Here is a 22,802-nt window from a genome sequence, read left to right on the forward strand (position 1 = left end):
CCTTGGCTGCTATTCAAATCGGTTATCGAAGATTCTCATCTCTTGAGATGTGTCAGTCGAGCTCGCGTCCCCCGACCTTGCGCCAGATAAAAACCAGCAGGTGCAGCGCAAACAGCAACGAACCGGCGAGTCCGAACAGCAGGGCCGTCAAGGCATGAACCGAGCGGTCTGCCCCCAGCCACCACCAGGCGGCCCACCCCATCAGGCCGATGACCAGGGTCTGGATGGCGCAGACCGGGCAACGGCCCAGCTTGGCGCGGATCGCAGTCGCGAGACAGGCCTCACAGCTCACGGAGATAATCCGGGATGGCGACAGCGCCCGCCCTTTTGGGTTCACGCAGTCGCAGCACCAGTCGATGGGCATGCTGATCCCGGCCGTAATAATCGGGCAGTCGTTGCTGGGCCTTGAAGCCGAGCCGCTGATAGAGAGGCAGCGCCTCATCGTTGCCATCGGCCACTTCGAGCCGGATGGCCCCCCATCCCTGGGCCTTGCCTTTGGCGATCACCTGCTCAAGCAGACGACGGGCCCAGCCCTGGCGCCGCATCCGCCAATGAATGGCCAGGGTCTGGATCACCAGTCGATCCCAGCCTTTGTGTTCCAGCAGGCAGAGATAGCCCATCAGCTGGCCCTTGGTATCGTGCAGCAGCAGGGTGCGCCCCTTGGCATGACCGAGCAGATAGTGCCAGCGATTGCGGCCAAAGGCGACCTCGGGTGGGAAGCAGTAACGCTCCAGTTTTACGATGGCGCCCAGATCATCGGGAAGGGCGGCGCGCAGGGTCAACACAGGGAAGTCCTCGTTTGAGTTATTTATCTTCAGCACCAGAAATGCGACTTGTATCACAAGTTACCAAAGCGTCATATTAGGCACTCTAACCTCTTGTCCCCCCTCGCGCCATGGTCGTGCTGTCGGTGCATCGAAGCCCACCGGGGATACTGCCATACCGGCAGTCCGATCCCTGGAGCCGAAAATATGAGTACCTATGTCATCGTCGAGGAGCCGGGGGACTGGCCCTGTCACGGCGATTATCTGCTGACTGCCCGTTCCTATCTGCAACATGGCCTGCCCACTACCGGGGGACGCGGTCGCATCATCAACCTCTGCCGCAGCCTGGATCACCTGAGCGCTGGCTACTATTGCTCACTGCTGGCCCAGGCCCGTGGCCACCACTGTCTGCCCGGGCTGCAGGCCATCAGTGTGCTGCAACCCCAGCAGCCCCCCGCCAAGCTGTGGCGCAAGCTGCAAGGCTGGCTGGCCCAGCAGAATGAAGACAGGATCCGGGTGCGCGCCATCTTCGGACAATGCGAGCAAGAGGCGCTGGCGGGGCTGGCTCGCTACTACTATGGCCTGAGCCAGCTGCCGCTCCAGGAGCTGACCCTGAAACGCGGCCGCCACGGCTGGTCGGTGCGCCAGCAGCAGAGCCTGTCACCCCTCGCCCTTGGCGAGGGGGAGCGCGCCCTGATGTTGAGTCATGTCCAATCCCTGGTCGGCGATCGGGCCGAACCCAGCACACCGCGCTACCAGCTCGCCATCTTGGCCGATCCTGGCGATGGTCGCGCCAGCAGCGATGAACTCGCCCTGGCTCGCTTCATCCGGGCCGCTGCCGTGCAGGGGATCCACGCCGAGATCCTGGCCCCTAATGCCATCGAGCGACTGCCTGAATTCGACAACCTCTGGCTGAGATCCGAAACCGCCGTCGGCCACTATACCTTCGAGTTTGCCCGTCGTGCCGAGCAGCTCAAGATGCCGGTCATCGACAGCTCCCGCGCCATTCTCGCCTGCAGCAACAAGCTCTATCTCTATGAATTGATGGTGCGCAGCGGCGTGGCCATGCCCCCGACCATGGTGGTCACCCGGCGCGGTCGCCATCAGGTCGAGGAGCTGGTGCAGCGGCTCGGCCTGCCTTTGATGGTGAAGATCCCGGATGGCGCTCAGGGACGGGATCTGGCCATGGCCAGTGACGAGCCGCAGCTCGCCCGTCTGCTGGAGGAGGGCTTGAGCCGCTCCGCCCTGCTGCTGGTGCAGAGCCGGATCCCGGCCGAGTTTGACTGGCGCATCGGCTTTCTCGACGGCTCCCCCCTGTTTGCCTGCCGCCGCTACCGTCCCGAACCCGGCAACCGAATCCGCCGCCGCAAGCACCCCCTCGACATGAGCCGGATCGAGGCGATAGCGATGAACGAGGTGCCGGAGCGGGTATTGCAGATGGCGCGCCGGGCCGTGCATCAGCTCGGCAACGGCCTGTTTGGCGTGGATCTGCGTCAACAGGGGCAGGGCTGTGTGTTGCTCGAGATCATCGACAACCCCTGGATCCGCGGCGACATCGAGGATAAAGAGGCGCCGGATCTCTACGATAGGCTGGCCCTGGCATTTCGCGAGCGCCTTGAAAACCGGGGGCAGCAGGCCCTGACATGAGCCCACCCTGGCGCCATGGCCTTGAGCCGTATATGGCAGAGGGGAGCCCTGGCTCCCCTCTGCTATTCAGTCCCGCTGACCCATTGCAGGTGTCAGCTGGGGCACTTACTCCGCCGGCTTGTGTTTGCGACTCGCCTTGAGCTCCAGATACTCGATGATCTTGCCCGCCACATCCTTGCCGGAGGCCGCTTCCACCCCTTGCAGGCCGGGGGAGGAGTTCACCTCCAGCACCAGCGGGCCGCGGGCGCTGCGCAGAATGTCGACACCGGCCACGTCCAGTCCCATGATCTTGGCGGCCTGCACCGCCGTCGCCCGCTCTTCCGGGGTGATCTTGATGGCCTCGGCCGTGCCGCCGCGATGCAGGTTGGAGCGAAACTCCCCCGGCTGCGCCTGACGACGCATGGCGGCCACCACCTTGCCATTGACCACCAGGCAGCGAATGTCGGCCCCATCGGCCTCGCGGATAAACTCCTGCACCAGAATATTGTTATTGGTCTGGATGAAGGCTTCGATCACGCTCTCGGCGGCCTTTTGGGTCTCGCACAGCACCACCCCTATCCCTTGGGTACCCTCCAGCAGCTTCACTACCAGGGGGGCGCCCCCCACCATCTTGATGAGATCCGGGACATCATGAGTGCTGTGGGCATAACCTGTCACCGGCAGGCCGATGCCGTGGCGCGACAACAGTTGCATGGCACGCAATTTATCCCGGGAGCGGGAGATGGCCACCGAGCTGTTGAGGGCCATGGTGCTCATCATCTCGAACTGGCGCAGCACTGCGGTGCCGTAGAAGGTGATGCTGGCACCAATGCGCGGGATCACCGCATCGTAATTGCCAAGCTCCACCCCTTCATAATGGATGGAGGGATTATGAGAAGCGATATTCATGTAGCAGCGCAGGGTGTCGAGCACCTCGACCTCATGACCACGGGCACGAGCCACCTCGACCAGACGGCGAGTGGAGTAGTTTCTAGGCTCACGGGATAAAATAGCAATCTTCATGAAAGTTCCGCTAGGAGGCAGTGCCTGGGCAGGATAGGGCGGGAGAGTATAAGGTGCCACAGCCCTATGACAACGCCAATCGTTTATCCTGACAACAAGACAATCCACACAAAAAGTGCAAAAACTCGGTCTCTGTCATCCAGATGTAAAACGGCGGCCCCAGAGTGGGGCCGCCGTTGTCATGGGCCTATGGCCAGTCGGGCCGAACCGCGCCTCACCCCAGGTTGGGTCCCAGCCAGCGCTCGGCCTCGGCCAGGCTCATGCCCTTGCGCATGGCATAATCCTCGACCTGATCTTGCTGGATCTGCGCCACCGCGAAGTACTTGGCTTGCGGGTGGGAGAAGTACCAGCCCGATACCGCGGCACCCGGCCACATGGCGTAGGATTCGGTCAGCTGCATGCCGATCGCCTGCTCTACATCCAGCAGCTCCCAGATGCTGCCCTTCTCGGTATGCTCGGGGCAGGCCGGATAGCCAGGGGCTGGCCGTATGCCCTGATAGTTCTCACGAATGAGATCCTCCTTGCTGAGCGCCTCGTCCGCGGCATAACCCCAATGCACTTTGCGCACCTGCTCGTGCAGGTATTCGGCAAAGGCTTCGGCCAGGCGGTCACACACCGCCTGCACCAGAATGGCATTGAAATCATCATGCTGCGCCTTGTAGGCGTTGGCGATGGCCTCTTCCCCTATGCCGCCGGTCACCGCGAAGGCACCGATCCAGTCCGGTTTGCCGCTCTCCTTGGGTGCCACATAGTCCGCCAGGCAGTAGTTGGGGAAGCCCTGCTTCTCGCTCTGCTGACGCAGGTGATGCAGCACCTTGCGCACCTCGCTGCGTGACTCGTCGCTATAGACCTCGATGCTGTCGCCGACCCGGTTGGCCGGGAACAGCCCTATGATGCCGGCGCAGCGCACGCTCTGATCACGCTCGAGCAGATCCAGCATGGCGTTGGCCTCGGCGAACAGCTTGGTCGCCTCCTCGCCTATCACCTCATCTTCCAGGATGCGGGGATACTTGCCCGCCAGCTCCCAGCTCAGGAAAAACGGCGTCCAGTCGATGTAGGGGCGCAGCACCGAGATGGCAATGTTCTCGAATTTTTGTACCCCAGGCTCGCGGGGGGCGGGGGGCTGATAGTTCACCCAGTCCAGCTGCTGGCGGTTGGCGCGGGCGTGGGCCAGGCTGACCGGCTTGGATCTCGGCTGCTTGCGGGCATGTTGCTCCCGGGCGATTTCGTACTCCTTGTCGATGCGGGCGACGAAGGCGGGTTTGAGCTCGGGGTTGAGCAGACTCTGGGCCACCCCGACCGCCCGGGAGGCGTTCGACACATAGACCACGGGCTCGGAGTAGTTCTGCTCTATCTTGACTGCTGTGTGGGCCTTGGAGGTGGTGGCACCGCCGATCAGCAGCGGCAGCTTGAAGCCCTGACGCTCCATCTCCTTGGCCACGTGCACCATCTCGTCGAGGGAAGGGGTGATGAGGCCGGACAATCCGATCATGTCGGCATTCACTTCCCGGGCAGTTTTGAGGATCTTCTCGCAGGAGACCATGACCCCGAGATCGACGATTTCGTAGTTGTTGCATTGGAGCACCACCCCGACGATGTTCTTGCCGATGTCGTGCACGTCCCCTTTGACGGTGGCCATCACTATCTTGCCGTTGCTCGACCCTCCCGACTTTTCCGCCTCTATATAGGGTTGCAGGTAGGCGACCGCCCGCTTCATCACCCGGGCAGATTTGACCACCTGGGGCAGGAACATCTTGCCCGCGCCAAACAGGTCGCCGACCACGTTCATGCCATCCATCAGCGGCCCTTCGATCACGTGTAGCGGCTTCTCGGCCCCGGCCCGCGCCTCTTCGGTATCCTCTTCGATGAAGTCGGTGATCCCCTTGACCAAGGCGTGCTCCAGCCGCTTGCCCACCGGCCAGCTGCGCCACTCCTGATCCCGGGGATCCTCGGCCTGGGCGCCGGCGCCGCGATACTTCTCGGCGATGGCCAGCAGATCCTCGGTGGCGTTGTCGTTGAGGTTGAGCACCACGGCGATCACTTTCTCTTTCAACTCCGCCGGAATGTCTTCATAGATGGCGAGCTGACCGGCGTTGACGATGCCCATGTCCATGCCGTTCTGGATGGCGTGGTAGAGGAAGACCGCGTGGATGGCTTCCCGCACCGGCTCGTTGCCCCTAAACGAGAAGGAGACGTTGGAGACGCCGCCGGAGATCATGGCGTGGGGCAAATTATCCTTGATGTCCTTCACCGCCTCGATGAAGTCCACCGCGTAGTTGTTGTGCTCGTCGATGCCGGTGGCGATGGCGAAGATGTTGGGATCGAAGATGATGTCTTCCGGCGGGAAGCCGACCTTGTCCACCAGCACCCGGTAGGCGCGCTGGCAGATCTCGAACTTGCGGGCCCGGGTATCGGCCTGACCCTGCTCGTCGAACGCCATGACGATGACGGCGGCGCCGTAGCGACGCAGCAGCTTGGCCTGCTCGATGAACTTCTCCTCCCCCTCCTTCATGGAGATGGAGTTGACCACCGGCTTGCCCTGCACGCACTTGAGCCCCGCCTCCAGCACCTCCCACTTGGAGGAGTCGATCATCACCGGCACCCGGGCGATGTCCGGCTCGCCGGCGATGAGGTTGAGGAAGCGCACCATGGCCGCCTCGGCGTCCAGCATCCCCTCGTCCATGTTGATGTCGATGATCTGGGCGCCGCTCATGACCTGCTGCTTGGCCACATCGAGGGCCTCGTCGTAGAGCCCCTCTTTAATCAGTCGCTTGAACTTGGCCGACCCGGTGACGTTGGTGCGCTCCCCCACGTTCACGAACATGGACTCCGCGGTGATGATCAGCGGCTCCAGCCCCGACAGACGGCAGGCCACCGGCAGTTCGGGCAGGGCGCGCGGCTTGATGCCCGCCACCGCCTCGCTCATGGCGCGAATGTGGGTCGGGGTGGTGCCACAGCAGCCCCCCACCAGATTGAGGAAGCCGCTCTGGGCCCACTCGCGGATATGGGCCGCCATCTCATCGGCATCCAGATCGTACTCGCCGAAGGCATTGGGCAGACCGGCGTTGGGGTGGGCGCTGACATGGCTCTCGCTGATCCGCGACAGCTCAGCCACATATTCCCGCAACTCGTCCGGGCCGAGCGCGCAGTTGAGGCCAAACGACAGCGGTTTGACATGGCGAAGCGAATGATAGAAGGCTTCGGTGGTCTGGCCGGAGAGGGTGCGGCCGGAGGCATCGGTGATGGTGCCGGAGATCATCACCGGCAGGGCATAGCCCAGCTCTTCGAACACCCCTTCCACCGCGAAGGCGGCCGCCTTGGCGTTGAGGGTGTCGAAGATGGTCTCGATCAGAATGATGTCGGCGCCCCCCTCGATCAGGGCGTGGGTCGATTCGGTGTAGGCGGTCACCAGCTGGTCATAGGTGACATTGCGCTTGCCCGGATCGTTGACGTCCGGCGAGATGGAGGCGGTGCGGTTGGTGGGGCCCAGCACTCCCGCCACGAAGCGCGGCTTGGTCGGGTCCTTGGCCGTCCACTCATCGGCGACGGCGCGGGCCAGACGGGCCGCTTCCAGGTTGATCTCCGCCGAGAGGGCTTCCATCTCGTAGTCGGCCATGGCGATGGGGGTGGCGTTGAAGGTGTTGGTCTCGAGGATGTCGGCCCCGGCGGCGCAATATTGATCGTGGATCTCACGAATGATCCCGGGCTGGCTGAGCACCAACAGGTCATTATTGCCCTTGATGTCGGTATGCCAGTCGGCGAAGCGCTCGCCCCGGTAATCCGCTTCTCCCAGCTTGTAGCCCTGGATCATGGTACCCATGGCGCCATCTATGATCAGGATCCTCTGCGCCAGACAGGCCTGTAGACTCTTGTTATTTATCGACACCGCTCTTCCCTCTTACATCCATGCAACTGCGTGGCTTCATCCTAACAGCAAAGGAAAAAAATGGAAATCTAGCCGTCTATCTGTCTAAAACTTTCGTCTCGATACCCAAAAGTAGGTAGTGAGTAAACTATCACCACAGAGTACCCTATGCCCGTCCTATAGGGACTCGTGCTTGCTGTAACTCCAACGAGAAAAATAACTATGAGCGTCTACTACACTCTCTGCTTCTTGGCAGCATTGGCGATTCTTATCGCCTTCGCCAACCAATATGTCCTCAAAATCCAGACCACCATCGCCATCACGGCGGGCTCCATGCTGATCTCCTTGTTGATGGTCATGTTCGGCAAGCTGGGTTGGTTCAATCTGGAACCCCTTGCCGTCTCCACCATGGAGAGCATCAACTTCCAGGACTTCCTGCTCAAGGGGATACTGGGCTTCCTGCTGTTTGCAGGCGGGATAGGGATCAACCTGCCAGCACTGCGGGATCAGAAGTGGGAAATCACCATTCTCGCCCTCTTCTCCACCCTGCTGTCGACCTTCCTCATCGGCTACGGCTTCTGGGGCATCTCGGCGCTGCTGGGCTGGGAAATTCCTTTCATCTACTGCATGTTGTTCGGGGCACTCATCTCCCCCACCGACCCTATCGCCGTGCTGGCCATCGTCAAGAAGCTCAAGGCGCCACCCCAGATCGCCATCCAGATCGAAGGGGAATCCCTGTTCAACGACGGTGTGGGTCTGGTGATCTTCGTCACCGTCTTTGCCGTGGCCTTTGGCGGCAGCGAGCCCACCTTCTCGGGGGTGGCTTCCGTCTTCATGCATGAGGCCGTCGGCGGCATACTGTTCGGTCTGCTGCTTGGCCTGTTGGCCCACGTCATGATCAGCGCCACCGATGATGGTTCCCTCGAACTGTTGCTCACCCTCTGCATCCCGACTGCCGGTTTTGCCCTGGCCAACATCATGGGTGTCTCCGGTGCCCTGGCCATGGTGGTCACCGGTATCATGATCGGCAACTGGACTCGTCACACCGGCTTCTCCGAACAGAGCAAGCACTATCTGGATCACTTCTGGGAGTTGATGGATCAGTTCCTCAATGCCTTGCTGTTCCTGCTGATCGGTCTGGCGATAGTGTTGCTCGATATCGGCTGGGAGTTCTGGCTGTTGCCCATCATCGCCATTCCACTCTGCCTGGCGGCGCGTTTCATCAGCGTCTCCCTGCCCTATGTGGCGTTTCGCAAGTTCCGCAGCTACAACACCTTCTCCATCCGCATCCTGACCTGGGGCGGCCTGCGGGGCGGCCTGGCCATGGCGATGGCGCTGGCATTGCCAACCGACACCATGATGCTCCCCTCAGGGGTGGACTTGCGCGAAGTGATACTGATCATGACCTATGCCGTGGTCATGTTCTCCATCGTGATCCAGGGGATGACCATCACCCCCATGATCGAAAAAGCCAAGCGGGCCCACGGCGATTACTGAGCTGACTGATAAAGGTTGCACTCAGACCGCCCTGCAAGGCCAAAAAAGCCGCTCATTGAGCGGCTTTTTCATGGGGGAGAGACGGCAAGTCACCCTCAGTTGCGGGGCTTCTCGTAGGTGAACACCTTGCCGATATCTTCCAGGCGATAACTGGTGAGCTGGTAGACGTAGTAGTTGAGCCAGTTGGCAAACAGCAGGTGACCATGGCTGCGCCAGCTGGCGCGCGGCGGCTTGGCCGGGTCATTGTCGGGGTAGTAGTTGACCGGCACCATGGGCTCGAGTCCCGCCTCGAGATCCCGTTTGTACTCCCCATCCAGGGTCAGCACGTCATATTCGGGGTGGCCGGTGACGAACACCTGGCGGCAATCCTTGGTCGCGGCGAGATAGACGCCAGCCTCCTCGGACTCGGCGAAGATCTGCAGGTCGGTATGGGCGCGGATGAGATCGCCATCGAAGGCGGCATAACGGGAGTGGGGCGCCACGAAGTCGTCATCAAAGCCGCGCAGCAGCGGCTCGTTCTCATCCAGCCGGTGGTGGCGATAGATGCCGGACAGCTTCTCGCCATGGGTCTGCTTGTCCATGCCATAGAGCGCCTTGAGCGCCGCCTGCACGGCCCAGCACAGGAAGAGGGTGGAGGTAACATGTTCGTGGGACCACTCGATGATCTCGACCACCTTGTCCCAGTAGATGACCTCTTCAAACTCCACCCGCCCCAGGGGGGCCCCGGTGATGATCATGCCGTCGTAGTTGTTGCCACGCACCTGCTCAAAATCGTGATAGAAGTTTTCCAGATGCGCCTGGGGCGTGTTCTTCGACTCCCGATCGTCTATGCGCAGCAGATCGACGTCTACCTGCAAGGGCGAGTTGGAGAGCATCCGCATCAGCTGGATCTCCGTCTCTATCTTCTTGGGCATCAGATTGAGAATAAGCACCCGCAGCGGGCGTATGTTCTGGGTGACGGCCCGGGATTCCGTCATGACGAAGATGTTCTCCTGCCCCAATACTTCGGCGGCGGGCAACTGATCCGGGATCTTGATGGGCATGCTGACTCCCTGTACTGCATCGGTAAGAATGTCTGGACATCTAGAAGCCTATAATAAAGCACCCGAGCTGTCATCAGATACCTTTGTGTTCACCCCTGCCATTGACTAGCATACGGCTCAAGCGCCCCTCATTCCGAGCATCATGGCTGGCATCACCATTTCAGTAGACAGGCTGCAAGTCGGCAACTATGTCTCCCTGCCTCTGGGCTGGCGTGAGCACCCTTTCCTGTTTTCCAGCTTCAAGATAAAGAGTGAGGAAGAGATAGCACTGATCCGTCGCCTCGGCTTGCAACAGGTCACCCTGTTCCCCGACAAGAGCGACAGCCCGCCTCTGCCTCCGGATAGTGTCGCCCCCGTTGAGATCCCAGCGTCAGAGCAGAGCAGCCAACAAGAGGCGATGCAGCAGGATAAAGAGGAGCGCATCGCCCGGTTGCAGCAATACCGCCATGACGTACAGCAGTGCGACAAGCAGTTTCAGCACTCCCTGAGCCAGGTACGCAGCCTGATGGGCAAGGTGCAGGCCCGTCCGCTCAATGCCATCACCGAGGCGAAAGAGCTCATCGATGCCATCACCAGGCAACTGCTGGCGGCGGACGATCTGGTGCTGCACCTGATGGCCGAGGGTGACGTGGACGACCAGCTCTACTACCACTCCCTCAACGTCAGCGTGTTGAGCATGATGCTGGCCAAGGAGTGCAATCTGGGGGCTGAACAGATAAGCCAGGTCGGCATGGGCGCCCTCTTCCATGACATCGGCAAGCTGAAGATCCCGAGCCAGATAGTGCGTAAACGCGAGCCGCTGACCAAGCCGGAGCAAAACCTGCTGGCGCAACATGGCCGCTATGGCCTCAGCCTTGTCAACCTGACCCCATCCTTTCCCGAGGAGGCCAAGGGCATAGTGCTGCACCATCACGAGTACCTGGATGGCAGCGGGCCCCTGGGACTCAAGGCCAGCCAGCTCGATCCTCTGACCCAGCTCGTTTCCCTGATCAATGAATATGACAATCTCTGCCACCGCCATGCCAAGGTGCCTTTCTCTGCCCTCTCCAGCCTCTACAAGCAGCGCAAGGGCCAATTCAACCCCGACTATCTGGCCCTGCTGATCCGCCTGCTCGGCATCTATCCTCCGGGCAGCGTGGTACAGCTATCCAATGGCCAGATTGGCTTGGTCATCGCCATCAAGGGCAGCAGCCTGCTCTATCCGAGCGTACTGCTCTATGACCCGGGCATTCCACGTCAGGAGGCGGCCATCATCGATCTGAGCCAGGTCGGACTCACCATCGCCAAGGTGATCCACCCCAAGCGCCTCCCCCCCGCCGTGTTTGAATACCTGAACCCGCGCACTCGCATCAGCTACTACTTCGACCCCAAACCGAAATAGTGGCCGGGATGGATCCTCTGGATAATCTTCCCGTGGGGCCGCTACAATCCCATGCTGCCTGGCGCCCTGTCCCGACGACACGGCAAGCTGGCCGCCCCCCATGTTCAACCAGCCTCATCAGGAATCTGTCATGCACATAGAGATAATCAGCACCGGGGACGAGATAGTGACCGGCCTGGTGGTGGACACCAATGCCGCCTGGCTCAGCGCCCTGCTGCTCGAACAGGGGTGGCAGGTGCGGCGCCGCCATACGGTGGGCGATAACATGGCCGACCTGGTGAGCCTGCTGCGCGAATGCGCGGCCCGCGCCGAGCTGGTGCTGGTCTGTGGTGGTTTGGGGCCCACTGCCGACGATCTGACCGCGCAAGCCGCCGCCGAAGCCTTTGACGCGCCGCTGACGCTCTGCCCTGGCTGGCTCGAGGTCATCAAGGCGCGCTATGCCAGCCGGGGTCGCCCCATGCCTGCCAGCAACGCCAAACAGGCCTGGTTGCCAGGGGGCAGCGAGATCCTCGATAACCCGGTCGGCACCGCCTGCGGCTTCCTGGTCAGCCATGGCCAGAGCCGACTCTTCTTTACCCCTGGGGTGCCTTTCGAATTCAAGCAGATGGTGCGCGAGCAGATAGTGCCACGGCTACGCGGTGCGGGAAGTGCCCGGGACACCGAGCTGCGCCGCTTCTACAGCTTCGGCATCTCGGAGTCGGCCTTGAGCGACCAGCTCGATGCCGCCCCCTGGCCCGCCGGGATCGAGCTCGGCTACCGCTCCGCCATGCCGCTCATCGAGCTCAAGCTGATCGGTCACGGGGCGAGTGCGGCAGACATGGCGATCGCCGAGACCCGGCTGATCCAGGCGATCCAGCCCTGGCTGGTAGGGCGAGGGGATCAGGCTCCCTGGTTGCAGATACTGGCAAGCCTCGACGAGCACCAACCCCTGCAACTGATTGAAGGGGCCAGTCAGGGGGCCCTGCTGGCCCTGTGCCGGGATCGGGTCGGGGTGAGCGCCAGCTACCGCCAGGATCTGCCCCAGGATCTGGCACGGCTCGAGGGGCCAGCACAGGGACTGGCGCTCACCATAGGCCGCGCCGGCCCCGAGGGGGTGCCCCTGCTGCTCTCTCGTGATGGCCGCCATTGGGGACAGACCCTCAGGGTCAATCACCCGGATCCCGCCAGTGGCCGACGCCTGCTCGCCTTCGCCGCCCTCGACATGCTGCGCCGCCAGCAGGCAGCGCTGCCGGTTATCGCCGATTATCCCACCCTGCCCCGCAGCGCCCGGCGTCTGCCCGAGTGATGCCACAGACCCCGGCAATCCGGGGTCCTCTTCCACCACCTCAATCCAGGCTCTTCTTGAAACGATGGGCCGCCAGCAGCAGCACTATGGCGGCGAAGCCCCCTAGCCAGAGGGCATCCTGCCAGAGCGATGCCAGCTCGCCCCCCCGTAGCACTATGCCGCGAATGATGCGCATGAAGTGGGTGGCGGGCAGCAATTCGGCGACCCACTGGGCGGGCACCGGCATCCCCTCGTAGGGAAACATGAAACCCGACAACAGGATGGAGGGCAGCAGTACGAACACCGTCATCTGCATCGCCTGCAACTGGGTCTGAGCCAGGGTCGAGATGAGCAGCCCCAGGGTCAGGCTGGCGGCGATGAACAGCAGGGTGGCCAGCAGCACCTGACTCAGGGCCCCGTTGATCGGCACGGCAAAAATGAGGTGGCCCAATCCCAATATGATGGCGACCTGGACAAGGCCTACCCCGATGTAGGGCAATATCTTGCCGAGCATCAGTTCCAGCGCCGTCACCGGGGTGGTGATGAGCAGCTCCAGATTGCCCCGCTCCCGCTCGCGCACTATGGCCGCCGAGGTGAACATGATCATGGTCATGGTGAGGATGACCCCGAGCAGACCCGGCACTATGTTGATGGCCGAACGGCGCGAGGGGTTGAAGTAGAGCACCGTCTCCAGGCTGACCGGAGGTTGAGTCAGGCGGGCGTCCAGCTCGGTGAGCGGCATGCTGCGCAGGCCAAGCAGGGCGCTGGCGATCAGGGTATCCGAGCCATCGACCAGCCACTGCCCCACGGGGCGCCCCTCACCGAGCCGCCTCGGCAAATCCGCCGGCAACACCAGCACGGCGCGCACCTCCCCCCGGGTCAGGGCCGACTCCGCCTGGTCGACGCCCTCATAGTGGCGCGCGATGCTGACCACCTGGGTCGCCTTGACCGCCTCCACCAGCAGACGGGCATCCGCCGTGCGACTCATGTCGAGCAGACCAACCGGGATATGGCGCACATCGGTATTGATGGCATAGCCAAACAGCAGCAGCTGGATCAGGGGGATCATCACCACCATACCAAAGGTGAGCCTGTCCCGCGCCAGCTGACGCAGCTCCTTCTGGGTAATGGCCCACAGCCGCAGCCAACGGATCATGCCCTCACCCTCGTCGTGACTTCCGTGATATTCAGGCAACAGGGGCTCATCACCGCCCAAGCGCCAAAGGTGAGCCTGTCCCGGGCCAGCTGACGCAGCTCCTTCTGGGTAATGGCCCACAGCCGCAGCCAGCGGATCATGCCCTCACCTCCTGGCCCGTGCAGCTGACGAACACATCCTCCAGGCTGGGCCTGACCTGCACCAGCTCGGCCCCCATCAGGGCGGGGCAAGCCTGACGCAACCAGGCCACAGGGTCTGTCTGCTCCTTGTCCACCAGCACTCGTAGCCGCTGACCGAGCTGGGCCGCCGAACGCACCATGCCCAGGGCGAGCAACTGCTGTTTGAGGGCGCGTAAATCCGGCGCCTGCACCTCCACCACTCGGGTCGCCATGGCATCCATCAGCACCTGGGGTGAACCTTGCGCCCGTACCTGGCCCGCCTCCATGATGGCCAGATGGTGACAGCGCTCCGCCTCATCCATGTAGTGGGTGGTCACGAGAATACTGGTCCCCGCCTCGCTGATATCGAATAACTTCTCCCAAAAATCGCGCCGGTTCTGGGGATCCACTGCCGAGGTCGGCTCGTCGAGCAACAGCAGATCCGGCCTGTGAATGACGGCGGCGGCCAGGGCGAGACGCTGCTTCTGGCCACCGCTCAGCCCCCCCGCCCGCCGCCGGACCAGGGGGGTGAGTTCATAGGTGCTGAGCAGCTCTTGCTGACGCAGCTTGAGGGCGGGCTGGGCCATGCCGTGGATGCGCCCCATGAACTCCAGGTTCTCCCACACCGTCAACTCGTCATAGAGGGAGAACTTCTGCGTCATATAACCGATCCGTTGGCGCAGCGCCTCGGCTTGCCTCGGGATCTCCAGCCCCAGCACCCTCACCCGCCCCGCAGAAGGGGTGAGCAGGCCGGTCAACATGCGCAGGGTGGTGGATTTGCCACAACCGTTGGGGCCGAGGAAGCCATGGATCTGCCCCCTGGGCAGGCAGAGTGCCAAGTCCTTGACCGCGACCATGTCACCGAAACGCCTCGTCAGCCCCTCGGCAAGGATCGCTGGCTCGCCAATGCCGGCATTCTCCTGGCGAGCCGTCTCACTCATCGATCGGCTCCACTCGCAGGGGTATGCCGCTTGGCAAGGGGTTGGCGGCGGCCGGCAGATCAATCTTGGCCAGATAGACCAGCCGCGCCCTGTCCAGCTCGTTGAGTCCGTAATAGGGGGTGAAGGCGGGATCCTTGGCAATCCAGCGCAGGCTGCCGGTCATGGGGTCGGCCACCCCGTCGACATAGACCGCCAGTCCCAGCCCCGGGACGTAGCGGGCCAGGTCAGGCTCGGGTACATAGACCCTGGCATAGGGTCCATCCTCGGCCAGCAGGCGAGCCAGTACGGCGCCGGTCGCCACCCGCTCTCCCAACTGATAAGGCAGGCTGTCGAGCCGACCGCCACGGGGAGCCCGCACGCTCAAATCTGCCAGCCCCTGAGCGGCAAGGGCAACCCGGGCACGGGTCGCGGCCAGGTTGGCCTGGGCCTCTTCGATATCTTCGATACGCCCTCCGTGCACCAGCTTGGCGAGACGCTGCTCCGCCCCCTGCCAGGCGGCCAGGGCGCCATCACGCTCGGCGCGGGCCCGGTCCAGATCCGCCGGGCTCATCAGTTTCTGACGTACCAGCTGGGCGACGCGCGTGAAGTTGCGCTCCCCCTCGCGCAAGTTGGCCTGGGCCTGATCCCTGTCGGCACGGGCTGCGGCTATGTCCTCGGGTCTCTCACCATTGGTGAGCCTGGCCAGGGCCGCGCGGGCCCCCGCTTCAGCGGATCTGGCTTCGGCCAGCACACTCTGCTGGCGGCTGTCATCGAGCTGCACCAAGAGATCCCCGGCCGCCACCTGACTGCCCTCTGCCAGTGGCAGGGCGCGGATGATCTCGCTTGCGGTGGCCGTCAGTTCCACCCTGTCCCGCTCGAGGGTACCGAGCGCCCCCGGCTCGGTCGCTGGCTGACAGCCAACCAGCGTGAATGCCAGCAGACAGAGCCCGCCTCTGTGCCATGAGTCCATCTTGCCTTCCCCCTTGCGACTGTGCCCTGAGCATATCCCCTCCCCCCGGGGATTTCTTCAACCCTCGTCACCCATTTGGACATAGCTCATTGACCAATAAGAAGAATGTTCAGGATACTGGGCCATAACCCACTCCCGTCAGGGTATCGACAAGGTGGGCATTCATGGAATTGATAGATAAATCAGTCAGATGGACTGTGCAGGAGCCAGGGTGTTAAGCAAAGAGTGGTTACAGCTGTCAGCAGATATGGAGTTGGCCTGCCTGCGCATCCTGCCCGGGTCAGAAAAACCAGTGCGCGAAGCCGATGTGATCGCCCTGCTGCACGCCTCCAGCTGTCGCCGCTACCAGCCCCTGCACGAAGGGATCAAGCAGGTGGTCACCCTGCTCAATACCCTGCAGAGCAGACCCGATGCCCCCATCCCCCCCAATCCGATCCCCATCGCCAAGCGCCAGGATGCCCGGCTGATGATACTGATCGACAGCGACAAGATGACGGCCCGGGCCCAGATCACCTGCGATTGGGGCGGGAGACCCCTGACCCTTGAGCAGATGCAGCAAGCCCTGGCCGAGAGTGAGGTCAATAGCGGCGTGCAGGGTACCCTGATAGAGCTGGCCATCAAGCTCGCCAAGGAGGGGGCGCCTGGCAGCCTGATCCAGCCCGCCATCGCCCACGGTACCCCTCCCATCCCCGGTCTGGATACCCGCTTCGAGCGCTTGGTTGAGACCCCCTCCGATCGCATCCTCACCCCCCAGGAAACGGAACACGGCAAGGTAGACCTGCGCGATCTCGGCAGCCTGATCACGGTGCGCACCGGGGAACCCCTGATGCGCCGCCACCCGGCGACCCAGGGCTCTCCCGGCCTGACCGTCACCGGTCAGAACCTGCCTGTCAAACCGGGCAAGGAGATAGCCATGGTGCCTGGGGAAGGAACTGAGATAGCCGCCGATGATCCCAACCTGATCGTCGCCAGCCGCCCCGGCCTGCCCTGCCTGGAGAAACAGGGCATGCGGGTCGACGATGTGCTCAGCCTCAAACAGGTGGATGCACGCAGCGGTCACGTCACCTTCGAGGGTGCCTTGGTCATCAGTGGTGATGTGTTCGCCGGCATGCGCGTCAAGGCCAGCGGCGACGTGGTGATTGGTGGCTTCGTCGAGGGGGCCGATATCGAATCCGGCGGCTCCATCACGGTCCGCCACGGCATCATAGGTCGCAAGACGGAGGAGAGCGAACTGCTCTGCCGACTCAGTGCTCAGGGGGAGATCCACGCAGCTTATGCCCAGTACGCCAGGCTCGAAGCGGGCGGCAATATCCATATCCAGACTCAGCTCACCCACTGCCACAGCCGCAGCGGCCAGGATCTGCTGGTCGGCGACAGCGCCATGCGCAAGGGAACCCTGCTCGGCGGCATCAGCATTGCCAATCGCCAGATCCTGGCCCCCAGCATAGGCGCCTCTGCCGCCAACCATACCCGGTTGCAGATCCTCGGCGGGTATTTCACTCACAAACAGCAGGAGCAGGAGCTCAGACAGCGCAAGCAGGCCTGCCGGGAACAACTACTCAAGGTGCAGGACCTGCTGCTCAAGCTGCTGCAATTGCCGAGTGATCGCCGCAACCCGCAAACCCTGGAAAACATCAAGACGCTGCGCCTGCAGTTCCTGACCCAGAGCAAGGGGCTGGACGCCAAGCTCGATGAGGCCCAGCAAGCCCTGCAGCAGCTCCTCAGTGAGATGGACGTCACCGCGACCCAGCGCCTCTGTGCCGGCGTCGAAGTGGAGCTGGCCAACAGCAGCTATCGGGTCGACATCGACCACGGCCCCATCAGGATCGCCATCAAGCAGGATCAGATAGTGTTGCAGCCCTTCGAGGGGCGCAGATAGGCCACGCAGCAATATCCCGTGCGCATCGCCATCCAGCAGAAATCGATACTGTGATGGCCCTTCGAGGCTCGCAGATACACCACGCAGCTATATCCCGTACGCATCGCCACCCAGCGGGAGCCGATAGTGTGACTCCCCTTGAGGCTCGCAGATACGCCACGCAGCTATATCCCGTACGCATCGCCATCCAGCAGGAATCGATAGTGCTGCAACCCTGCGGGGGCCGTAGCTACGCCACGCCGTGATCCCGTGCGGGATCTTGGGTACACTCGCAGCTTGCACTCCACACAGAGCAGGTAGAAGTCGATGTACAAACTGATCGCATTAGATATGGATGGCACGCTGCTGACCCCGCAAGGGGAGATATCCCCCCGCACCCAGGCTGCCATTCAGGCCGCCCGCGCCCGCGGCGTGACCGTGGTACTGGCCTCGGGTCGCCCCCTGGAGGGCATGACCCGCTATCTGGAGGAGCTGGGCATGACGGGCCCGGATGACTATGTGATCAGCTACAACGGCGCCATGGTGCAACGGGTGGCGTGTGGTAGTGTCATTCGCAGCCAACTACTGACCGGGGCCGACGCCAGCCTGATCGCCAGCCTTGCCGACCAGCAGGGTGTCAATGTCCATGGCTTCTCGGTATCCCAAGGGTTGATCACACCCCGCCTCAGCCACTACACGGAGCATGAATCCCGTCTGACCGGCATGCCCATCAAGCTGGTCGATTTCGCCGCCCTGCCCCCTGACGAGGCCATCCTCAAGGTGATGATGATCGATGAGCCCAGCCTGCTCAGCCGGGCCATAGCGGCGCTGCCTGGCAGCCTCTATGAGGACTATACCGTGGTACAGAGCGCCCCCTACTTCCTGGAGATCATGAACAACCAGAGCCACAAAGGCAGTGGGGTTGCCGCCCTGGCGGAGCACCTTGGCCTCAACGCCAGCCAGGTGATTGCCGTGGGAGATGCTGGCAACGACAGCCACATGGTCGAGTACGCAGGGCTCGGCGTCGCCATGGGCAATGCAACCGAATCACTCAAGGCCCTGGCCCAGCACATCACCAGCCGCAATGATGAAGACGGGGTCGCCCGGGTCATCGAAGAGTTTGTGCTGGCCTGAGTCAGCCTCTTTGTCAGCAAAACGGGTGGCAGGCATGACCTGCCACCCGTTTAATATATCCACCGACCAAGCACTCCTATTTCTCATAGCCAACCATCCGTTAGCCCTGAATTTGCCAGATCCCTCTCTTTATGCTCACTGTACAGTAACAAAATCAGCGCATTTCGTTTGACATATTTAACGGCCTTGGCAGACTGAAATCGGGGTCCAGGCCGTCATCTCTCTCTTCTCGCCCCTCGGCATAGCCCGATATGACGCCCCGGATCTCCTAGACTTGCCTTGAGGCAGGCCCTGATATTGGTCAGGGCGAGCCCAAGGCGCGAGATGTCCCCGCGGGACTGCAAAGGAATGCCAAGGTGATCTATGTCCGCACAAACACAAGCTGCCCCCACACGAAAGCCCCTGGTTCTGATGACGATGGGGATCCAGGCACGCAATGGTCATGACTATCAGGTGATGACCCACAAATACATCAAACCGCTGGTCGAGATAGGTGGCTGCACCCCGCTACTGGTGCCCACCTGCTGCGGCATCGAGGATCTCGACAGCTATCTGGCCCTGGCCGATGGTGTCTATCTGAGTGGCGCCGGATCCAACATAGATCCGGCGCTCTACGGCGAGCCAAACCTGACCCCGGACAAGGCCCAGGACAGGGAGCGGGATCTGTTTGATATTGCACTGGTACGCGCCGCCATCGACAAGGGGCTGCCCATACTCGGCATCTGTCGCGGCATGCAGGAGATCAACGTCGCCCTCGGCGGTGACATCCATCAGAAGGTCTACTGCGAGCCGGGTTTTGAGGATCATCGCGAAGATCCCCAGACGCCGCCCGAGGTGCAGTATGGGGAGAGCCACATGGTCGAGCTGGTCGAAGACAGCTGGTTCGCCGAACTGATGGGCGCCACGCAAATACCGGTCAACTCACTGCATGGGCAAGCCATCAAGCGCCTGGGCAAAGGATTAGCGCCGCTGGCCTATGCCGAAGATGGCCTGGTCGAGGCGATCCATGCCCCAGCGCTGCCTCAGTTCACCCTGGCAGTGCAGTGGCATCCCGAATGGCATGCCAAGGACAACCCCCACTCGGTCAAGATCTTCACCGCCTTCGGCGAGGCCTGCCGTCAGCATGCAGCCCATGGCTAGCGTGCCGCGATACACATCACGAGAGAGGGGCCATGGGGCCCCTCTCTCTTGATGTACAGCGCCCAAGGCGAGTCATGCTCAATCGCCAAATCCCCGCGCCTTGAGTTTGGGCAGGCCACCGCGCACCGGCCGCAAGCCACGGCAGGCATCGATGCCCTTCAGCCCCCGCTGTATGTGATCCGGCGAGTGACCAAATACCATGCCATTGCTGCGATACAGGCTGTCACCATCGAGTTCGAAGCGCTCGCCACCGATGAGCAGCGGCTGCTTGCCCTCCACCTTCTTGCCGCGTTTGAGGGGCAATACCAGATCGGTAAAGATCTCCCCCGTCGCACACCCCTCACGCCAATGGGCTTCATCGGAGAAAGGGGTGATGGCAATCTCTCGCCAGGAGCCATCGCTGAACTCGACCCGGTAGCTGTCAGTCAGCAGATCGCAGCCCCCCAGCCACAGCAGGCTTGCCAATAAACCGTAACGACTCAACACCGCCATCCACTCCCTTGTTCTCCAGGCGGCAGCATAAGAGCTGCACCGCCGATACACACGCTCATTAGCCGCGGCCATCTTCATCATGCGGGTTCACTCATGGCCGAGCAGCAAAGGACCCAGTTCGTCCAGACGGTTGAGCATCAGATCCGGTAGCTGGGACAGGCGGCGCCAGTCCCCCCCTCCCTGATTGAGCCAGGCAGCGCGGTAGCCGTGCAGGCGAGCCCCCAGCACGTCGCTGCGCTCATGATCCCCCACGTGCAGTATCTCGGCGGGGGCCAGTCCCAACTCGGTCGCCGCCTGCACGAACAGGTCCGGCGCCGGCTTCATCCGCTGACCCTCCCCCGCCTTGTAGACCCCCTGGAAGTAGCCGTCCAATCCGGCCCGCACCAGATCCAGATTGCCATTGGTGATCGCCACCAGAGGATAACGGCGTGCCAGGGCTGCCAGCAGCTCATGACTAGCGGCAGGCACAGTGATGGCGGAACGCTCGGCCATAAAGCCTTCGAACAGCTCGGCCGCAACCCCCTCGGCGGCACCCGCCTCCATCCCCCCCTGGCGCAAGGCCAGTTGCAGGCTGAGCTTGCGCGTCAGGCTGACGTCATGACAACGCTCAGGGTCCTGCTGCTGCACCTGACGCTTGCAGGCCAGCCAGCGATCGGCATCCATCATGGCGCCCGCCAGATAGTCGCCGCGCAGGCGTGCCAGCATCCAGGCATCGGCCCGCGCGATATGGGGGCCATTGTCATAGAGGGTGTCATCGAGATCGAACGAGATAGCCTTGACCGGCTGCCAACGGCGGAAGAAAAGCATTGTCACTCCTGTTGTTCTGCATGCCCACCCGCCGCCATTTTTACCATGACGACCCGGGCTTACTCTTGTTCCTCATCCCCGGCGCCACGCCGCTTGGCCCTGGGGTGGGCACCGTCATAGACCTTGGCCAGATGCTGGAAGTCGAGGTGGGTATAGATCTGAGTGGTGGATAGATTGGCGTGGCCAAGCAGCTCCTGCACCGCCCGCAGATCGCCGGAAGACTCCAGCATATGCGTCGCGAAGCTGTGCCTGAGCTTGTGGGGGTGAACGTGGGCGTCGAGGGCCTGCTTGCTGCCCCAGCCATCGAGACGCATCTGCACCGAGCGCGCCGAGATGCGGCGCCGCTGTTTGGAGACGAACAAGGCAGGCTCCTCCCCCGAGGCAAGCAGGGGCCGCAGGGCCAGCCACTTGTGCAGCCACTCAAGGGCCATGCGCCCTATGGGCAGCACCCGCTCCCGGGAGCCCTTGCCCACTACCCGCAGCTGGCGATCGTCCAGCCGCAGATCGGTCAGGTCCAGCCCCACTAGCTCGGCAAGGCGCAGGCCGGAGGAGTACATCAGCTCCATGATGGCGCGATCCCGCACCGCCAGCGGATCCTGCTCATCGGTGATATTGAGCAGCTGATACATCTCATCCACGTCCAGGTTCTTGGGCAGGGGACGCCCCTGCTTGGGTGTGCTGATACCCCGCGCCGGATTGGCAATCAAGCGCCCCTGACGCACCTGCCAGTCGCAGAAACTGCGCAAGGCAGAGAGCTTGGTGGCCAGGGAGCGCGGGGCCAGCCCGCCCTTGTGCATCCTGCTCATCAGGCTGCGCACCTGACTCGCCTCCAGCCCGGGCCAATGGCTCAGGCCCAGATCCACCAGCTGGCTGGTCATCGCGATGAGGTGAGACAGGTAGTTGCTGCGGGTATGGCCACTCAGCTGGCGCTCCACCCGCAAGTATTCGATGAAGTCAGCCAGATCCTGCGCAAGCGCAGGAGGCAGGCTGGCAAGTCCGTCAGCGCTGACTGTCACGGATGAGTTCCGGCAGACGCAGTTGCAACAGGCGCCCAAGCTGACCGAGCAGCAAAGGATCGCTGTGGGGGGAGAAATGGCCGGGATCCGAGCTGGCAAAGGCCAGCAGCCCCAGCTCGCCTAGCCGCATCAAGGCCACGGAGCCGACCAGGGTGTCGCTGCCAAAGAGTTGCTGCTGTTCGCTCTGGCTGAGGCGCCCAAAGTAGAATCCCTGACCTGGCAGACGCTGGCCCATGATCTGCTCTATCCCCTTGCTCAGCACGAGGAAGCGCTGCCCCTCCCCCGGTTGATACTGCTTGGGGCTGAGCCAGAGCCGCACGCCAGAGAGGCGCAGCTGGTCAACGAAGGCATTTTGCAGGGCGCTCACCAGCTTGCTCAGGGTCTGGCAGCCATAGAGTTCGCCATAGAGATCCGCGTAGATGCGAAAGATCCGTTCGTTCGCGCTGGCCAGGCTCATCAGCTCGGTGATCTCGAGCTCCAATCCCTCGATACGCTCCCGCTGGCGCTCGAGCTGACGCTCCACCAGCGAGACGGTGCCCTTGCGTTCATGGGGGATGCGCACGCGATCCAGCATGCCCGCATGCTGCTGGAAAAATTCGGGGTAACGGCTCAGGTACGCCAGCACCATGGCCTCGTCGGCCTCATGCTCCTGCCGTTTAACTTCACTCATGTTGATCAATCCCGTCTT

General features: G+C 62.6%; 20 protein-coding genes. 7 read left to right on the forward strand and 13 right to left on the reverse strand.

Going from position 1 to position 22,802, the window contains the following annotated elements:
• Positions 1 to 52: 52 nt before the first annotated feature.
• Positions 53 to 292, reverse strand: a complete 240-nt coding sequence (locus BN1130_RS02180; RefSeq protein WP_042040000.1) for a DUF3624 domain-containing protein — start codon at positions 290 to 292, stop codon at positions 53 to 55.
• Positions 282 to 785 (reverse strand): GNAT family N-acetyltransferase, encoded by a 504-nt coding sequence (locus BN1130_RS02185; protein ID WP_042040104.1) that lies wholly within the window; start codon positions 783 to 785, stop codon positions 282 to 284. The genes BN1130_RS02180 and BN1130_RS02185 overlap by 11 nt, the downstream gene beginning before the upstream one ends.
• Positions 786 to 971: 186 nt before the next feature.
• On the opposite strand from BN1130_RS02185, the gene BN1130_RS02190 reads away from it, so the two are divergent.
• Positions 972 to 2,411, forward strand: a complete 1,440-nt coding sequence (locus BN1130_RS02190; RefSeq protein ID WP_042040001.1) for a RimK family ATP-grasp domain-containing protein — start codon at positions 972 to 974, stop codon at positions 2,409 to 2,411.
• A 105-nt stretch (positions 2,412 to 2,516) separates the two neighbouring features.
• On the opposite strand, the gene rimK is transcribed toward BN1130_RS02190, so the two are convergent.
• A complete protein-coding gene (gene rimK, locus BN1130_RS02195) occupies positions 2,517 to 3,413 on the reverse strand; it encodes a 30S ribosomal protein S6--L-glutamate ligase (protein ID WP_042040002.1) in 897 nt (298 codons plus the stop codon).
• A 214-nt stretch (positions 3,414 to 3,627) separates the two neighbouring features.
• On the reverse strand, positions 3,628 to 7,299 hold the full coding sequence (gene metH, locus BN1130_RS02200) for a methionine synthase (RefSeq protein ID WP_042040003.1): 3,672 nt from the start codon (positions 7,297 to 7,299) through the stop codon (positions 3,628 to 3,630).
• Positions 7,300 to 7,500: 201 nt separating this feature from the next.
• On the opposite strand from metH, the gene BN1130_RS02205 reads away from it, so the two are divergent.
• Positions 7,501 to 8,775: a cation:proton antiporter gene (locus BN1130_RS02205; RefSeq protein ID WP_042040004.1), complete on the forward strand. Its 1,275-nt coding sequence runs from the start codon at positions 7,501 to 7,503 to the stop codon at positions 8,773 to 8,775.
• 95 nt (positions 8,776 to 8,870) lie between these two features.
• On the opposite strand, the gene metA is transcribed toward BN1130_RS02205, so the two are convergent.
• A complete protein-coding gene (gene metA, locus BN1130_RS02210) occupies positions 8,871 to 9,818 on the reverse strand; it encodes a homoserine O-acetyltransferase MetA (protein WP_042040005.1) in 948 nt (315 codons plus the stop codon).
• A gap of 142 nt (positions 9,819 to 9,960) precedes the next feature.
• On the opposite strand from metA, the gene BN1130_RS02215 reads away from it, so the two are divergent.
• Together BN1130_RS02215 and BN1130_RS02220 are read left to right on the forward strand one after the other, a co-directional pair.
• A complete protein-coding gene (locus BN1130_RS02215) occupies positions 9,961 to 11,199 on the forward strand; it encodes a cyclic di-GMP phosphodiesterase (RefSeq protein WP_042040006.1) in 1,239 nt (412 codons plus the stop codon).
• A gap of 130 nt (positions 11,200 to 11,329) precedes the next feature.
• A complete protein-coding gene (locus BN1130_RS02220) occupies positions 11,330 to 12,484 on the forward strand; it encodes a competence/damage-inducible protein A (protein WP_042040007.1) in 1,155 nt (384 codons plus the stop codon).
• Between the two features lie 40 nt (positions 12,485 to 12,524).
• Here BN1130_RS02220 and BN1130_RS02225 read toward each other — a convergent pair whose 3' ends face one another.
• Genes BN1130_RS02225 through BN1130_RS02235 form a run of 4 tightly spaced genes read right to left on the reverse strand, consistent with a single transcriptional unit; the run spans position 12,525 to position 15,667 of the window.
• Complete coding sequence (locus BN1130_RS02225; protein WP_042040008.1) at positions 12,525 to 13,619, reverse strand: ABC transporter permease; 1,095 nt, start codon at positions 13,617 to 13,619, stop codon at positions 12,525 to 12,527.
• Positions 13,616 to 13,759 carry a hypothetical protein gene (locus BN1130_RS22530; RefSeq protein WP_198135213.1) on the reverse strand — a complete coding sequence of 48 codons (144 nt, stop codon included), beginning with the start codon at positions 13,757 to 13,759 and terminating at the stop codon, positions 13,616 to 13,618. Before BN1130_RS22530 ends, BN1130_RS02225 begins: the two co-directional genes overlap by 4 nt.
• Positions 13,756 to 14,685, reverse strand: a complete 930-nt coding sequence (locus BN1130_RS02230) for an ABC transporter ATP-binding protein (protein ID WP_042040105.1) — start codon at positions 14,683 to 14,685, stop codon at positions 13,756 to 13,758. The genes BN1130_RS22530 and BN1130_RS02230 overlap by 4 nt, the downstream gene beginning before the upstream one ends.
• Before the next feature lie 25 nt (positions 14,686 to 14,710).
• Entirely contained in the window at positions 14,711 to 15,667 is a 957-nt protein-coding gene (locus BN1130_RS02235) for an HlyD family secretion protein (RefSeq protein WP_052448161.1), read from the reverse strand.
• Positions 15,668 to 15,878: 211 nt separating this feature from the next.
• Between BN1130_RS02235 and BN1130_RS02240 the strand changes: the two genes are divergently transcribed.
• The 3 genes from BN1130_RS02240 to BN1130_RS02250 all read left to right on the forward strand — a co-directional run bounded on the left by BN1130_RS02240 (position 15,879) and on the right by BN1130_RS02250 (position 19,799).
• Positions 15,879 to 17,546 (forward strand): flagellar assembly protein A, encoded by a 1,668-nt coding sequence (locus BN1130_RS02240; RefSeq protein WP_370736595.1) that lies wholly within the window; start codon positions 15,879 to 15,881, stop codon positions 17,544 to 17,546.
• 306 nt (positions 17,547 to 17,852) lie between these two features.
• Positions 17,853 to 18,659 (forward strand): sugar-phosphatase, encoded by an 807-nt coding sequence (gene yidA / locus BN1130_RS02245; RefSeq protein WP_042040011.1) that lies wholly within the window; start codon positions 17,853 to 17,855, stop codon positions 18,657 to 18,659.
• Positions 18,660 to 19,022: 363 nt separating this feature from the next.
• The gene (locus BN1130_RS02250; protein WP_042040013.1) at positions 19,023 to 19,799 is read left to right on the forward strand and encodes a gamma-glutamyl-gamma-aminobutyrate hydrolase family protein; all 777 of its coding nucleotides are present in this window, start codon (positions 19,023 to 19,025) and stop codon (positions 19,797 to 19,799) included.
• 78 nt (positions 19,800 to 19,877) lie between these two features.
• Here the strand turns inward: BN1130_RS02250 and BN1130_RS02255 are convergent, their stop codons facing one another.
• The 4 genes from BN1130_RS02255 to BN1130_RS02270 form a co-directional block, all read right to left on the reverse strand.
• On the reverse strand, positions 19,878 to 20,291 hold the full coding sequence (locus BN1130_RS02255) for a hypothetical protein (RefSeq protein ID WP_042040015.1): 414 nt from the start codon (positions 20,289 to 20,291) through the stop codon (positions 19,878 to 19,880).
• An 87-nt stretch (positions 20,292 to 20,378) separates the two neighbouring features.
• The gene (locus tag BN1130_RS02260; protein WP_042040016.1) at positions 20,379 to 21,098 is read right to left on the reverse strand and encodes an HAD-IA family hydrolase; all 720 of its coding nucleotides are present in this window, start codon (positions 21,096 to 21,098) and stop codon (positions 20,379 to 20,381) included.
• Between the two features lie 59 nt (positions 21,099 to 21,157).
• On the reverse strand, positions 21,158 to 22,114 hold the full coding sequence (gene xerC / locus BN1130_RS02265; protein WP_042040017.1) for a tyrosine recombinase XerC: 957 nt from the start codon (positions 22,112 to 22,114) through the stop codon (positions 21,158 to 21,160).
• On the reverse strand, positions 22,098 to 22,784 hold the full coding sequence (locus BN1130_RS02270) for a DUF484 family protein (protein WP_042040018.1): 687 nt from the start codon (positions 22,782 to 22,784) through the stop codon (positions 22,098 to 22,100). Before BN1130_RS02270 ends, xerC begins: the two co-directional genes overlap by 17 nt.
• Positions 22,785 to 22,802 lie beyond the last annotated feature (18 nt).

This window comes from Aeromonas rivuli (genome assembly GCF_000820045.1).
Taxonomy (GTDB): Bacteria; Pseudomonadota; Gammaproteobacteria; order Enterobacterales; family Aeromonadaceae; genus Aeromonas; species Aeromonas rivuli.

What these genes read in the sequence shown, in the direction of transcription:
- BN1130_RS02225 (WP_042040008.1), bottom strand. Translation starts at nt 13,619, where the DNA reads ATGATCCGTTGGCTGCGGCTGTGGGCCATTACCCAGAAGGAGCTGCGT.
- metA (WP_042040005.1), bottom strand. Translation starts at nt 9,818, where the DNA reads ATGCCCATCAAGATCCCGGATCAGTTGCCCGCCGCCGAAGTATTGGGG.
- BN1130_RS02235 (WP_052448161.1), bottom strand. Translation starts at nt 15,667, where the DNA reads ATGGACTCATGGCACAGAGGCGGGCTCTGTCTGCTGGCATTCACGCTG.
- BN1130_RS02260 (WP_042040016.1), bottom strand. Translation starts at nt 21,098, where the DNA reads ATGCTTTTCTTCCGCCGTTGGCAGCCGGTCAAGGCTATCTCGTTCGAT.
- BN1130_RS02190 (WP_042040001.1), top strand. Translation starts at nt 972, where the DNA reads ATGAGTACCTATGTCATCGTCGAGGAGCCGGGGGACTGGCCCTGTCAC.
- BN1130_RS02270 (WP_042040018.1), bottom strand. Translation starts at nt 22,784, where the DNA reads ATGAGTGAAGTTAAACGGCAGGAGCATGAGGCCGACGAGGCCATGGTG.
- BN1130_RS02255 (WP_042040015.1), bottom strand. Translation starts at nt 20,291, where the DNA reads ATGGCGGTGTTGAGTCGTTACGGTTTATTGGCAAGCCTGCTGTGGCTG.
- BN1130_RS02220 (WP_042040007.1), top strand. Translation starts at nt 11,330, where the DNA reads ATGCACATAGAGATAATCAGCACCGGGGACGAGATAGTGACCGGCCTG.
- BN1130_RS02250 (WP_042040013.1), top strand. Translation starts at nt 19,023, where the DNA reads ATGTCCGCACAAACACAAGCTGCCCCCACACGAAAGCCCCTGGTTCTG.
- rimK (WP_042040002.1), bottom strand. Translation starts at nt 3,413, where the DNA reads ATGAAGATTGCTATTTTATCCCGTGAGCCTAGAAACTACTCCACTCGC.
- yidA (WP_042040011.1), top strand. Translation starts at nt 17,853, where the DNA reads ATGTACAAACTGATCGCATTAGATATGGATGGCACGCTGCTGACCCCG.
- BN1130_RS02215 (WP_042040006.1), top strand. Translation starts at nt 9,961, where the DNA reads ATGGCTGGCATCACCATTTCAGTAGACAGGCTGCAAGTCGGCAACTAT.
- BN1130_RS02205 (WP_042040004.1), top strand. Translation starts at nt 7,501, where the DNA reads ATGAGCGTCTACTACACTCTCTGCTTCTTGGCAGCATTGGCGATTCTT.
- BN1130_RS22530 (WP_198135213.1), bottom strand. Translation starts at nt 13,759, where the DNA reads ATGATCCGCTGGCTGCGGCTGTGGGCCATTACCCAGAAGGAGCTGCGT.